The 13034-nt window shown below is 47.0% G+C and carries 11 protein-coding genes and 1 pseudogene; 3 read left to right on the top strand and 9 right to left on the bottom strand.

Annotated features, from left to right (window positions below):
* The first annotated feature begins 1 nt into the window (after position 1).
* A complete protein-coding gene (pglZ, locus tag AB6T85_RS07820) occupies positions 2-2599 on the top strand; it encodes a BREX-1 system phosphatase PglZ type A (protein WP_369895216.1) in 2598 nt (865 codons plus the stop codon).
* Between the two features lie 10 nt (positions 2600-2609).
* Complete coding sequence (gene brxL, locus AB6T85_RS07815; protein ID WP_129328053.1) at positions 2610-4685, top strand: protease Lon-related BREX system protein BrxL; 2076 nt, start codon at positions 2610-2612, stop codon at positions 4683-4685.
* A gap of 114 nt (positions 4686-4799) precedes the next feature.
* Here brxL and AB6T85_RS07810 read toward each other — a convergent pair whose 3' ends face one another.
* The 4 genes from AB6T85_RS07810 to AB6T85_RS07795 all read right to left on the bottom strand — a co-directional run bounded on the left by AB6T85_RS07810 (position 4800) and on the right by AB6T85_RS07795 (position 8396).
* On the bottom strand, positions 4800-5426 hold the full coding sequence (locus tag AB6T85_RS07810) for an inovirus Gp2 family protein (protein WP_129328052.1): 627 nt from the start codon (positions 5424-5426) through the stop codon (positions 4800-4802).
* Positions 5427-5562: 136 nt separating this feature from the next.
* Positions 5563-6972, bottom strand: coding sequence for a YfjI family protein (locus AB6T85_RS07805; RefSeq protein WP_019077732.1), 1410 nt, complete (start codon positions 6970-6972; stop codon positions 5563-5565).
* 132 nt (positions 6973-7104) lie between these two features.
* Complete coding sequence (locus tag AB6T85_RS07800; RefSeq protein WP_006812027.1) at positions 7105-7341, bottom strand: helix-turn-helix transcriptional regulator; 237 nt, start codon at positions 7339-7341, stop codon at positions 7105-7107.
* A gap of 191 nt (positions 7342-7532) precedes the next feature.
* On the bottom strand, positions 7533-8396 hold the full coding sequence (locus tag AB6T85_RS07795) for a hypothetical protein (protein WP_019077733.1): 864 nt from the start codon (positions 8394-8396) through the stop codon (positions 7533-7535).
* Positions 8397-8534: 138 nt separating this feature from the next.
* On the opposite strand from AB6T85_RS07795, the gene AB6T85_RS07790 reads away from it, so the two are divergent.
* Entirely contained in the window at positions 8535-8693 is a 159-nt protein-coding gene (locus AB6T85_RS07790) for a hypothetical protein (protein ID WP_006812029.1), read from the top strand.
* On the opposite strand, the pseudogene AB6T85_RS07785 reads toward AB6T85_RS07790, so the two are convergent.
* The 5 genes and pseudogenes from AB6T85_RS07785 to AB6T85_RS07765 form a co-directional block, all read right to left on the bottom strand.
* Positions 8690-9302, bottom strand: a pseudogene (locus AB6T85_RS07785) (Fic/DOC family protein). The gene AB6T85_RS07790 and the pseudogene AB6T85_RS07785 sit on opposite strands and share 4 nt — an antisense overlap.
* A 4-nt stretch (positions 9303-9306) precedes the next feature.
* The gene (locus AB6T85_RS07780) at positions 9307-10623 is read right to left on the bottom strand and encodes a tyrosine-type recombinase/integrase (protein WP_006812031.1); all 1317 of its coding nucleotides are present in this window, start codon (positions 10621-10623) and stop codon (positions 9307-9309) included.
* 431 nt (positions 10624-11054) lie between these two features.
* On the bottom strand, positions 11055-11273 hold the full coding sequence (locus AB6T85_RS07775) for an ogr/Delta-like zinc finger family protein (RefSeq protein ID WP_301253080.1): 219 nt from the start codon (positions 11271-11273) through the stop codon (positions 11055-11057).
* Between the two features lie 78 nt (positions 11274-11351).
* A complete protein-coding gene (locus tag AB6T85_RS07770) occupies positions 11352-12509 on the bottom strand; it encodes a phage late control D family protein (protein WP_369895213.1) in 1158 nt (385 codons plus the stop codon).
* Complete coding sequence (locus AB6T85_RS07765) at positions 12506-13033, bottom strand: phage tail protein (RefSeq protein WP_369895211.1); 528 nt, start codon at positions 13031-13033, stop codon at positions 12506-12508. Before AB6T85_RS07765 ends, AB6T85_RS07770 begins: the two co-directional genes overlap by 4 nt.
* Position 13034 lies beyond the last annotated feature (1 nt).

Here is a 13034-nt window from a genome sequence, read left to right as displayed (position 1 = left end):
TATGCAATTTAAAGAACTGGAATCAGGGCTTCGTCAGAAATTTACCGACAATCGCATCGTCTTCTGGCACGACCCGGAACAACGCTTCATCGATTCACTCAATGAGCTGGATCTCGACGACGTCTCGCTGCTGGATATGCGCGGCGTTTCTGTGATCGCCACAAAAAAAAGAATCGAAATCGACGAGCCAACAGAGAAATTTTTACTATATTTTACCAGTGAAGTCCCCGCCCGCGAGCAGGACTGGCTGCTAGACATCCGCCTTTATAGTACCGAATTCCACGCTGACTATGCCTCTATTACACTGAATTCATTAGGCATCCCACAGCTAGGGTTGCGTGAACATGTTCAGCTGCGCAAAGCCTTCTTTACTGTCAAACGTACCCAGTTACTTAAAGGCTGGGTCACTGAACGTGAGACAGAAAAATCCCTCGATAAAAAGATGCTGGCAGTGGTTGCCGGAGCCAGCACCTTTGAAACCAAAGAGATCCTGTTTGCTCTGATCCAGCAATTCGTTGCCGCAAGTCATCAGGATGATAGTGCTCTGGAAAATACTTTTGCCGTGCTGAAAAAGCTGGGGCTGGATAAGGTCCTCTGGGAAGTCCTTAGTCTAGAACTGGGATACCAGGCAGAAGCTCCAACGCTTGAAAACCTGCTGCTGAAACTGTTCTGTACCGATCTTTGGGCACAAGGTGATGACGCTCATCGTGAGTGGTTGAGTAAAAATGTGCTGACTACTGCCGCAGGTCGTGCGTCTGCCCTGGCCTTTATGGGGGCGTGGCGGAACGATCGTCGTTATAAAGCGGAATACGATTATTGTGCAGCCGATCTTCAGCAGATACTACAGCCGAAAGAGCATTACAACTACAGCTCTCCGTATGCGCTGGCAAAATGTGACACTTTCGAAGCTATCGAGCAATTGATTATCCGTGGCCTGGTGACTCAACTACAGGAAGAAAGCACGACCCTGGACAGGGACGCGTTTAAAGCACTGGTGTCAGAGCGTAGTGCGAAATACTGGAGCCAGACCCAGCCAGTGTATCTATCCATCTGGAATGCTATCCGCCAAGCTGAGCGTTTGCTGAATTTGCGTAACCGTTATACCGACGGGTTTAATTTCCCTGATACTGGCGCGTTCTGGAAGGCCTACTGCGACGAAATTTATCGCTTCGATCAGACCTATCGTTTGTTCAATGAATATGCCGCACCGGTGCATAGCAAAGGGGCGATGATCTTGCATGAACTGGATAAATTCATTGAAGAGTTGTACAGCAATTGGTATCTAGCCGAGCTGAGTCGTGGCTGGAACAAACTACTGGAAGCGGAAAACCGTATGCAGGGCTGGCAGTTTAGCGGCATACCCCTGCAGCATAATTTTTATAAAGATAATGTTAAACGTCAGTTCGACACCTCTCAGGTGAAACGCGTATTTGTCGTGATCTCGGATGCACTGCGCTACGAAGTGGCGGAAGAGCTGGGCAGACATATCAATCATGATAAGCATTTCAGTGCAGAGCTACGCTCCCAGACCGGAGTATTGCCGAGCTACACGCAGCTAGGTATGGCGGCATTGTTGCCTCATGAGTCGTTGAGTTATCTGCCTGACAATTCCGGCGTAGTATATGCCGATGGGATGTCTACCTTCGGTTTTGAAAAACGCGCCGCTATCCTGGCAAAGGTAAATGGTGTTGCGCTTAAAGCGAAGGACTTGCAGAACGCCAACAACCAGGAAGTGAACGATCAAATCCGCAACGCCTCTGTGGTATATATCTGGCACGACACTATTGATGCCATTGGTGATAAGGCTGCAACAGAAGATAAAACGTTTGAGGCCTGCCGAAGTGCCATCACTGAGCTAAAAGATCTGGTCTCACGTTTACGTAACCGATTTAATGCCAGCCGAATTTTTGTCACTGCCGATCATGGGTTCCTGTTCCAACAACAGGCGCTGGTGGAGCAAGATAAAACGAAGTTGGAGAGTAAAGCCTCAAATGCGATTGAAGCGAATAAGCGATTCATTATTGGGCATCAGCTGCCTGAAAGTGAGTTTTGCTGGCACGGCAAACTTGCAGATACCGCAGGCGCAAGCGATGAGAGTGAATTCCTTTTACCCAAAGGGGTACAGCGTTTCCACTTTGTAGGTGGTGCGCGTTTCGTTCATGGCGGTGCCATGTTGCAGGAAGTGTGTGTTCCCGTCTTGAAGATTCGCACGCTAGAGAAAAAAGCAGCCGAGAAACAACCACAGCGCCAACCAGTGTCAGTTGTTGCACGGGACCACGTAATAAAACTGGTTAATAGCATTGATAAAATCGGTTTTATCCAGACGACGGCGGTGGACGAGCTCAATGAACCGCGCACGCTGAATATCTTTATCGTTGATGAAAATAATCAGGTTGTCTCCGGAACGGAAACGGTTTGCTTCGATAGCGACAATGACGATATGGGTAAACGCACCCGCGATGTGACTATGAAACTCATGGGCACTGCATTCAATCGTAAAAACAAATATGTTCTGATCCTAGAGAATGCGGACAGCGCAACCGAGTATGGTCGCTACCCGATTACGATCGACCTGGCATTCCAGGATGACTTCTTTTAAGTGAGGCGTTATGCAACAGCAGGATAACTCGGCTAATAACATGGAAATGGCCTCTGCATTGGCTCAGGACTTGGATTCATTATTGAATCAGCACTTTCGTGGTCGCGTGGTGCGTAAAGACCTGACTAAACAACTTAAAGAAGGGGCGAATGTTCCGGTCTATGTGCTGGAGTATTTGCTCGGGATGTATTGTGCGTCGGATGATGCTGAAGTAATTGAGCAGGGCTTACAGTCCGTTAAACGCATTCTCTCTGATAACTACGTTCGTCCCGATGAAGCGGAAAAAATAAAATCTCTGATCCGTGAACGTGGTTCGTACAAAATCATCGACAAAGTCACCGTAAAGCTAAATCAAAAGAAAGACGTTTACGAGGCTCAGCTATCTAACTTGGGCATTAAGGATGCCCTGGTACCATCGCAGATGGTTAAAGATAACGAGAAGCTACTAATGGGTGGTATCTGGTGCATGATCACCGTGAACTATTTCTACGAGGAAGGACAAAAAACATCTCCGTTCTCACTAATGACGCTAAAACCTATTCAGATGCCGAGCATGGATATGGAAGAAGTCTTTGAGGCGCGCAAACAATTTGATCGGGACCAGTGGATTGACGTGCTGCTGCGCTCTGTAGGGATGGAGCCTGCTAATATTGAGTCGCGCACTAAATGGCATCTGATTGCACGCATGATCCCGTTTGTGGAGAACAACTATAACGTCTGCGAACTCGGACCGCGTGGAACCGGTAAAAGCCACGTCTATAAGGAGTGCTCACCGAATTCATTACTGGTTTCTGGTGGGCAAACCACCGTGGCTAACCTGTTTTACAATATGGCCAGCCGTCAGATTGGTTTGGTCGGCATGTGGGACGTGGTGGCATTCGATGAAGTGGCAGGGATCACCTTCAAAGACAAAGACGGCGTGCAAATTATGAAGGATTACATGGCGTCCGGCTCGTTCTCTCGCGGACGTGACTCCATCGAAGGAAAAGCCTCTATGGTGTTTGTCGGCAATATCAATCAGAGCGTCGATACGCTTGTGAAAACTAGCCATTTGCTCGCGCCGTTCCCGGATGTAATGATCGATACTGCATTTTTTGATCGCTTCCACGCCTATATTCCTGGCTGGGAAATTCCCAAAATGCGCCCGGAATTTTTCACCAACCGCTATGGTTTGATCACTGACTATCTTGCCGAATACATGCGAGAAATGCGCAAACGTAGCTTCTCAGACGCGATTGATAAATTCTTCAAGCTGGGTAACAACCTCAATCAGCGTGATGTAATTGCTGTACGCCGCACTGTATCTGGCCTGTTAAAACTAATGCATCCGGATGGGGCCTACGATAAAGAAGATGTACGCGTATGCCTGACGTATGCGATGGAAGTACGACGCCGGGTGAAAGAACAGCTCAAAAAACTTGGCGGCCTCGAGTTCTTTGATGTGAGTTTCAGCTACATCGATAACGACAGTCTGGAAGAATTTTTCGTCAGTGTGCCAGAACAAGGCGGGAGCGAACTGATTCCTGCGGGGATGCAAAAACCTGGTGTAGTACATTTGGTTACTCAGGCAGACTCAGGGATGACTGGCCTATACCGGTTTGAAACCCAAATGATGGCGGGAAATGGTAAACATGCCGTTTCAGGCTTGGGATCGAATACTGCAGCGAAAGAAGCTGTTCGAGTTGGTTTCGACTATTTCAAAGGCAACTTGAGCCGTATCAGTGCAGCAGCAAAATTCTCTGAACATGAATATCATCTGCATGTGGTAGAACTTCACAACACCGGGCCAAGTACAACCACCAGCCTTGCATCGTTGATTGCCTTTTGCTCTATGCTGCTGGCTAAGCCCGTACAGGAACAAATGGTCGTCCTGGGTAGCATGACACTGGGAGGCGTGATTAAACCAGTGCAGGATCTGGCAGCATGTCTACAGGTAGCATTCGATAGTGGAGCTAAGCGCGTACTGCTGCCGATGGCATCAGCTATGGATATCCCAACAGTACCGACGGAATTATTTACCAAGTTTCAGGTAAGCTTTTATGCAGACCCGGTGGACGCTGTTTATAAAGCTTTAGGCGTCAACTAAGATGGTTATGCAATAGCCAGTAATGCTTGCAACATATCCGTCATAGAATTGAGACATCGTACAATAGCCATAGCCTTTCCATCCATAACAAAGGCTATGGCTGTAAAAAATAAATCAACCTCGACTACAACCGAAATTACGGTCTCCATCGCCGAAGATTTTTGTTCGCACCTTAGTCATATAATCTACCCTATTCATCAAGTCGTTATAAGTTTGCTCAAAGTTGATTCGTTTACGATTGAGGAGATATTTTCCATTTAATGGGTAATTAACTAACTTCCCAGAGTCATCTATTGGGATACCAAGCGCACTATACCAGGCTGTTGTTATCATTGTGCGTAAAGTGTTACGACTCAAATCGTAATCCCCCAAATGATAATAAGCATCCTGATTGAAACATAGTATCAAATGGTAATGTCGCTTCCCATTTGTGGTATATTCCCTGACCCATGCGTAACGTAAGGTGGAGTATCGATTATCCGGCCAGTCTTTCCTTTTTGTTTTAAAGTGCTTATGGTGCTCAAGCTTTGCTTTTAATGCACTGGTAAAACGAGATATTGCACCAGAGTCTATTCTGGGTTGAAAGAACGGATTATCCAGATTTTCCGTATCTATTGGGTCATGTAAATCAACACGTATAATCATTGTATTAGGATGCTCTTTCAGTGCTTCATCAATGACCTGTTTAATCCTATTCTTATACAGGGTTACATGTGAACCAAACTCACTGTCGTATGTCATATATATCCTACCAAGTAATATTGAGGTATTGATTGGACTACAAATATATTACCTATCAAGATAACAAACCCTTACTGGTAATAGGCTCAGTTTGTATTTTTACTCTTGAATTAAATATCTGTTCAACCGTAGAATGTCAGAATATTGAGCCTGCTATGGCTATAAATACTGTCTTACCTTTCTTTTCTGTGAGTATTCTATTTTGAGAATATAGCGTATTAAGCACCTCATTTGCTTTGCTACGATTCCTGAATTTATTAGGGCCGTATTGGAGCACTGTATTTTTAGTAATCCAAGATGCCTTGAGTCGAATACAATAATTATTTATCCACCAATAAAGTTCATCCGCCTCCGAGATTGCCAGCGTGAATTCCTGGGGTTTAGAAAACAAGCGTACGTACTCGCCAACATACCAGGTACTTATCTCTACTGCGGCCTCAACTGTTAAAAGTGAGATATCACCCTCATCACCATTAAAATGGTGCAATAGTGCGGCTATTCTTGCCATATTTTCTGCCATTTTTGATGCGTAATCTTTAAAGTTTGACAGTCTTCCAAGAATCCCCATTTCATACTCGACATTATTAGAAAATGCGATCCAGCGTTTTTCTGCTTCTACAGTGAATCGGAGGCAAAGACGATCATTTTCATTATTTCTAGCAATACTTTCGTTAACGATCTTCATAAGTCTTTGATGAAATATTGGTAGATATTCGGTTGAAACAACCGGGCTAGTAATTTGTCTATTGCCTTGTGTTGAACCAGGCTGGCAGATTAGGCATCGTGCGAAGAAACCTATTCCCTTTGCCATATCACCTTTCCGTTTAATATAACCCTTAAAAATATTAGGCTGGACCATCAGTGACAGTGTCATTCTGGCATCTCTGATTAATTTTTCAGGCTCACTTTTCCTTTCTACAGGAAACATTGCACCATCCCACATCTTATTGATGAAAGGCAGTTCGTTCAGCGTGTAACCATTAAAAATAGTGCCAGCCTCATCAGACATAATGCCTACAGATCGCCAGTAGCCACAGAGGTAATCTTTAATGGCCGCGGGTGTGGCATCGTTAAATATCTGCTTGAATCTCACCGGTGATTTAGGATGCGATGCCAGCAGCACTTTAAGTTTTTCATTTGTTGCCAAATGATCTTTGTTACGTCTAATTTCTGACTTGAGTTTTGACATCAGAGATTTTTTTTCAATATTAAAAATCGCTTCATCATTTCGCCAGACGGTAAGATCATGGGTGTACTTTTCAAATAAATTTTCCTCCAGTTGATATAATGGCTCCATCAGCAATTTATCAACCGTACTTTTCCGTTCACCGGATTCTGCCAGTGTCAGTAAGAAAAGTGATACTGGGCCTCGCAGATTGTTCAGCCGGCAAACATCAATCCGGTTTTGACAGGCAAGAGAAATAACTCCCAGAGCAGAAGCTGCGATCAAAGCTTGCGGGGCTTGCGTATGCTGTTCCACTTCATAAATGGCATTTCTGATAATCTGAGGAAATGCATCTACAGGGAAAGGACTACCGTTAAACATATAACACCTCTAATACAATTCACGTTAAAAAGTTCCGCGCAAGTTGCTATTCCGCTATTAATTGCAGAAATAGCAGGATGAACACGGATACTCAGAAAAAAAACAAAAATAAATGCACAAAATCTCTGGATGCTAACGTTCGTTAATCCAGCAAAGTAGATCGCTTAACAGCCAGCCACAGGACTTCAACCCAATAGACTTACGCAACGGAAACTGACCGACTTGCTCCAGTTTCCAGGCCGTTGAACGAGATACCGATGTGATGTACTGACGCTCCTTTTCACGTACTAGGCGGTCATGGGGTTCGCCATAGTTACGCAGGACCTGTAAACGTTCTTGTGGTGTTGGATAGTTGAATGTTGTTTTCATGTTGCCTCCTTCGTTTCAGTGAAAGCAGCATGTCTCAGTTTACGAGGATGTGAAAGGAACAGACACCTTATTAAGGCCTTAATAAGGTATCGAGGACAACAGGAAAAGAACACTCTCATCCTTTTAACACAGCATGTAGGATGATGAGTTCGGACAAAGTGGACTGAGCTATATCAATTCAATACATTAAGTTACTTTGGAATGTTTTTTAACCAACGGCGAATAGTCTCAGGTTTGAATTCATATTCTCCACCATATTTATTTTTATTCAGACTGGTTAAAACACCTGCCATTGTTGTGAAGTTAACACTACCATCATTTTCCAAACAATACTCATTTAGCAAAATATATAAAGCCAAATGCTCTACCTTAGAATAACGATTTTCACTTTCTTTCTTTTCAATTTTCGATGAACCAGTCAATGCAAACTCTAAATTTTCAATGTCATCAACATTCATACATAGCTCACGTTTATTAACTTCAATTGCTTCTTTAAATATCAAAAAGTCCCCTTCATCATGTCCTATGACTTTCAATAAAGCTGAAACATCGTCATCCGACAACAAAGGATTTGAATTAGATATTTTATAATCACCCTTTATGAACCGTGTAGTTGGTCCAGGCTTAATCCGCCAATATCCATATGCGTAACCATCGTAATAAAACTGATCATCGCCGATGGGAATATAGAAAATACCCGCCCCTTTTTTCATTCGAAACTGTCTTATCTTAGTTAGAGGGGATTTATCTTTTTGATATAAATCAACTTCGTTAATAATTTCAACCTTGCGGTCTTCAATAAAATATTTATGCTGTTCGATATTATCTAGTGAACTATTAGGCGAGCCAATCTCGGTGGGAATATCGTTTAACACCTCCTTTAAGTGAGACTCATCGTCTTTACGAATAGAACATGATAATTGACACGGATTTCCTTCAAGATGTATATAGAGAGGGATGTTATTATCACACCAAAGCTCTATTATATTTTCTAACTTAATACTATATTTTATACAGATAGTTTCAACAGTAAGAAATTGAGATTTGTTTTCCATTATATTTTTCCTCCTCAGAATAAAATTCTCACCGATTTTACGCTTTTGATTGTGCTTTAAAATACTAACCAATGAGATCTATTGTCCAATTCATCCAGTACAACTATAATCCAATTGAATACATCAAGGAACCGCTCCATGCGCAAACAATCAATATCACCGCAAGTTACAAAAGCCCAGATTTACCGTTCCGTTGCCAGCTCAACAGCTATCGAAACGGGCGTTTCTGTACAAAAGATTGAGCAGCAACTAAAAAAAAATCAGGCACAGGCGAAAGCCGTTGGCCTCGCCCGCTAGTCTGGCAAGATATCGCTTACCAGCTGCATCATAGGGTTATAGTTCCCTGAGCCCCCGCCTGTATTGCCTTGAAGTAAAATGCCTTGTGCTCATCACACAGGCTGTAATCCAGTAAGCCCTTCCCTGCCAGAACCGACAGCACATCGCAAAGTAGCCGCGACAGACGCCCGTTACCTTCTCTGAATGGATGGATCAAAATAAACTCAACGTGGCATTCAGCCAGATAACTAACCAGCTCCGGGCGAGCCAGGGATTTCAGTTCACCAGTTCGGGAGAGAAACTACCTCTCGAAACCATCAAGAAGCAGAGGAATCCTGTCGGCAGCGGCAAACTGGAAGCCGTCTTTTGTCAGGTTGGCATTACGCAACCTCCCCGCCAGTCGTACACATTCCCCAGCCATTGACGATGCCATCTACTGATATGCTCAAAAACCAGCGCCTCAGGCGGCTGGCTCTCAATAAATAGCTGCTCATACAGCATCAGCAGCAAGCCAGACTCCAGCGTATCCATTTCCTGTTCATCAATGATTCCCAGCTTATTAGCCAGCACTAAATCTCCAGAGTCCGGCTGATACCGCTCTTCTGCTGAATTAAGCTCATATTTTGCCAAGCTCTTACCTCCGTCCAAACAAGTTCACAACGTTGTTTTCCTGTTGTCGCTGATAGTTGTTAACCCGGTCTTCCCAGATCTCAAGCGCCCTACGCTTTTCAGGCAAGTAATCATAACGATCATAGTGTTTCGAGCTGACGTCATTTAAAGCGTGATTCTGGATACGGTCGCGGATCTCTTTGCTGATCCCCGCCTCCCCCATCAGCGTTTTGCAGGTGCGACGTAAATCTCGTGCCGTGAAAACTTTAAACTCAGGATTAAAGGCCCGGAAGTACATGATGGAACGCGCCAAGCTATCAGTGCGTACCGGTCGCTCTCCATTGGTCGAGAGTGGGAAGATATAGGGGCTCCCACTTTCCTTAGCCAGTTCTTTCACCGAGGCTAATTCCTGTAGCGCAGAATCAGTCAGCGGGATCAGGTGTTCGCGCTTGTTTTTCGATACATCAGCTATGACCAGTAGCGTCTTTTGCTGCCAGTCAATCGCGCTCCATTGGCTGGCTATCATTTCAAACGGACGCTGCCCACCAGCATAAACACAGAAGCGAATCAGATGCTGCATCAGCGGCCCAACGTTGGTGGCCTCGGCGAACTGTTCCATGACAACACGCAACTCTTCCAGCGTTAGCCATGTATCACCCACTTTTTCCGCCGAAGACTGTTTCGGTATGGCCGAGACCGGGTTAACTTCAAGACCAAACGTGATACCCACGCTGGTATTCATCGGATCGTTATCAGCTTTCAGGCCGTAGTTAAATGCCGCCATCAGATACGAGCGAATCCGATTAGCATGCACCACCGCATCACGCTGGATAATGCCTGAGAGGATGGTTTTAATCTGGAGAGGTGTTACATCTTTCGCTTTGGTTTCTCGAGGGATAACCGTGTAGCACTCTTTTTCAAGACGCTTCAGAACATCAGCCCAGGTCCGCTTATTGTCGAGCTTCATCTTGTTAACGTAACCATGCACCAGTTCTTCAAACGATCCTTGAGAACGATGGATCTGCATGATGTGCTGTTCGGCCAGGCGCTGTTGCTCAAGCTCTTGCTGGGGCTCTTTTCCTTCAACAAGCCAGGCACCATACTTTTTCGCCAGCTCATTGGCCGTCACCAGTTTCATCTCAGGCCAGATGCCCAACTGGATGAACTTCTCTTTCTTCCCTTTCTCAACGTAGTAACGGAAATAAAAAACTTTGCTGCCTGAAGGCTGAACCTTAACGCCAAGCCTGCCAGTACCACGTTGAGCGCTGTTGCTCCACACGTAGTACGCCGTGCTTTTTGTCTTCAATCCACGTATAGCAGTCTCGGTAAGATTAGCGGCCATGAGTTTACCTTTCTAAGGATAAGCGTTACCTGACCCGATGCCCATTTCGGGTCAGGTAACGGGTCAGGTAAGGATAGTACAATGGGGAAATGAGAGAACCAATCAGAAACAAAAATAACTTCATAACTGATTGATTATAGACAATTAAAAATACAAATAGAGACAATGACGAACAATTAAAAACATGCCAATTTTATGACTCATAATCGCTTGGTCGCTGGTTCAAGTCCAGCAGGGGCCACCAGATTTAGTGATGAAAATCATGCAGTTAAGCCACTTCGCAAAAAGTGGCTTTTTTGTTCTTATGGGGCGATGTCCCTTTTTCGTCCCCTCGCCTTTTCTTTTTGGCTCTTGTCCCTCCCTTTTTTTAACTACCTAAGAAACTGAATTACTTTTCTTCAGATGAAAAAAACCCGCTTTCGCGGGTCGTATCAGTGAAGCAACGAAGGTTGCTGCTCGTTGTGAGTAAAAATTGGCACTCTACTAACTTGCCCAGGAGAAACGATCATTCCCGCTATGCTTTCGTGCGTTTTGAAAGTGCAGCTGCAATTGATGTTCTGGCACTGGTGGTAGCGCTCTTTTGTTTCTTTGGAAATGTAGCGGCTGCTTTTGGCATGGGCAGCTGTCTGGCAAAGCGGGCAATGCATCATTTATCGGCTCTCCTTATCGGGACAACCTTTATTAGACTAAATCAACTTAAAATACAATTTATTTCGCAATAATCTAATTTACTCTTCGCTTTCTGCTTCATATTCCACTTGCGATAGCAGCACCTCAAACTCAAGCGCCGTCGTGTAGCCGCTGCCGCTCAGGCTGTGCGTCACCTTGCTGATTAGCCACGGCTGCGCGTCAATCACCGCTTTAAACCCGCTTACCCTTACCGGCGTTTCCGGGAAGAGATCCGCCCGACCCATTGCCAGCGTCAGCGAAAACTCGGCGACGCCGCGCTGCAGCTTGTCCCACTTCGCCTTTGCGGCCCGCATGGCGGCGGCTTTGGTGGCGTAAACCGTGGTCAGCGTAAACACGTTATCTTCCGTGCCGGCCAGATAGTCGCCCTCCTTTGCCTCCGGGGTTTTGGTGGCGGTGGCCTTTTTCTTTCTGGCCGCCGGATGCTCCAGCGCGCGCATGTGCTTTTCCTTCGGCTTGCGCTTCACCCTGACCTTCTTCGGCTTCGGGTCTTTGGTGTGCAGCCAGCTGGCCGACACGCCGGTATACGCGCCCCGGTCGGCAATGCTGAAGCTGTGCCGGTCGCCGTCCTGTCGCGTAATGTTCAGCTGCGGGATCGGTTTGCCGCTGGCCGTCACGCCGCTGCCCGGACGCAGGAACAGCAGCTTTCCTGCTTTCACGGCGGTCACCGCGCCGTACAGCGTGGCAAGCCGCGTCAGGAACGCCGCGTCGGTTTCCTGCGTCTGGTCGATATGGCTCACTGCCTGCGTGGCGAAACCTGCGGCCAGCACGGGGCTTAGCTTGTTGCGCTCCGCTACCTGCTTCACGACCTCGCCCAGGGTGGTATCGTGATACGACACTTCACGCCGGGAATTCAGCGAGCCGCGAAAATCCGCGCTCCTTGCCCGAATGGTCATGGTATCCGGCGCGCCGTAGTGTTCCACTTCATCCACCGTAAACTCGCCCTTGCCGATCAGCGCCTGGCCTTTCCAGCCGAGAAACAGCTTAATCACCGCGCCGCGCACCGGCATCGCCAGCAGCCCGTCGGCGTCGTCCAGCTCAAGATCGAGCTGGTCAGCCTCAAAGCCCCGGTTATCCGTCAGCGTCAGCGAGATAAGCCGGTCGCGGATATTGGCCGTGACGTCCTTAGAGTTGACCGACAGCATAAAGTCCGGGGCCATCTGCGCGCCCGCCTGTATTGCCATGCTGCTGATACTCATGACAGCAGCCCGCCCACGGTTGCGCTCACGCTGGCGGCGGCGGTTTTCGCCTGGCTGATTACCGACGTGACCTGGCCCGGCAGGCTGCCCGCGCCGCTTATCAGCCCGTCGGCCTGCTTCTGCAGGTCGCCAAACATCGACGTTAACGACTCGTCAACGCACTTCAGGCTCAGCGTAAAGGTGATTTTCAGCGCGCTGCCGTTGCTTAAAAACTCGCTGTGCGAGGCGGAAAAGTTCTCCATGACGTACATCCCGTAAATAGTGCCGTTGCCGCCAATCAGCGGCCACGCCCGGCCCTCGTCGGCCAGCAGCTTAAAGCTCAGCAGCGACACGGCGCCGCCGGTCACCTCCGGGCGCAGCTCGCCGGTCAGGGTGATTTTTTCATCGCCCACGCCGAGGAACTGCGCCGACGCCCGCTGCCCGACGCGGCTGTTTGTGGGCCAGCGGTAGTCGATATTCTGCTGCATGTCCGAATAGGGCAGCGTCTGGCGCATAAACGGCAGCAGCCCGTAAATCATCATCATG

The organism is Erwinia aeris, from assembly GCF_041224955.1.
Taxonomy (GTDB): Bacteria; Pseudomonadota; Gammaproteobacteria; order Enterobacterales; family Enterobacteriaceae; genus Erwinia; species Erwinia aeris.
The sequence above is the reverse complement of the archived record's forward strand: the minus strand, read 5'-3'. Positions and strand labels throughout refer to the sequence as shown.